The following is a 1,027-nucleotide window of genomic DNA, read 5'->3' as shown; positions in this document are numbered from 1 at the left end:
CTAGATGAGTGAGTCCTAATGGTCGTAGGCGATGAGGGATCGTTTGTTGGGAGTTCCGAGGAGCCAGTTGTGCCAGATTCCGGCGGCGAGGGCGAGTAGGCGGCCGGCGACGCGGGAGTAGACGCCGGGGATGGTGCGTCCGCCGTGGTCTTCGAGGGTGAGTTGGCCTTTGAGGGTGTCGAAGACGGACTCGACCCATTGGCGGATTCCGCCGAGCTTGCCGAATCGTTTCTTCTCGTCTTTCCGGTCGGGTCGGATCAGGTGTGCGCCGAGTTCGTCGGTGATGAATCCTTCGAACTGGCGCCCGGCGAAGCCCTTGTCTCCGATGATGATCTGGCCGGGGTGGATCAGGTGTCGGTCGTGGCGGAGCATCGTTTCGGCGGCTTCACGTTCGCCGATCTTGGGGTTGGCGAGGCCCCAGACGATGGGCATTCCGTCGGGTGTGCAGATCAGGTAGAGGCGGAATCCCCAGAAGTAGCGGGAGTGGGACGCGCAGTAGCCGTAGCCGGCGTGCCCGGCCAGGTCGGAGCGTTTCACGGTCTCCCGAGACTTGCCGCAGGGCACAGGGGTGGAATCGATCAGTCGGGTGATCTCGCCCCAGGACGGGGTATCCCGGGCGAGTTCGGTGATCACCGCAGAGAGCAGCCCGGTGGATTGGCGAACGCGTTTGCCCCACCCGGATTGTTGAGGCAGGTTCGGAAACATGCTTGTGAGGTGCTTGTTCGCGTAGCGGATCCACTTGCGGTCCGACGCGATGCCGAGCAGGTGCTGCGCGACAACGAGGCAGAGCAGCTCAATGTCGGTCAGAGCTGGCGGTCTGCCGGGGCGACCGCGTCTGGAAAACCCCAGCGCGGGGATGATCCGATCGTCTAGATGGACGTAAAGTGTGGTCAGGAGGGTGTTGAGGTCTGTTTTCACACACTGGGTTTAACACCCTCCGCCTTCGATTAACAGCGCCCACGCGGGAAAAGTCCGATCGGACTGAGCGGTTGGCGTGCTACCAACCGATTAGGACTCACTCATCTAG

General features: G+C 62.3%; 1 protein-coding gene. It reads right to left on the bottom strand.

The genetic code is table 11. From position 1 onward, the window contains the following. Positions 1-15 precede the first annotated feature (15 nt). Positions 16-918 carry an IS982 family transposase gene (locus tag CJ028_RS05595; RefSeq protein WP_105034300.1) on the bottom strand — a complete coding sequence of 301 codons (903 nt, stop codon included), beginning with the start codon at positions 916-918 and terminating at the stop codon, positions 16-18. Positions 919-1,027 lie beyond the last annotated feature (109 nt).

The sequence above is a fragment of the Cryobacterium aureum genome (assembly GCF_002954245.1).
In the GTDB taxonomy this organism is placed as follows: Bacteria; Actinomycetota; Actinomycetes; order Actinomycetales; family Microbacteriaceae; genus Cryobacterium; species Cryobacterium aureum.
Note: the sequence above shows the minus strand (reverse complement) of the source record. Positions and strands in the feature narration are given on the sequence as shown.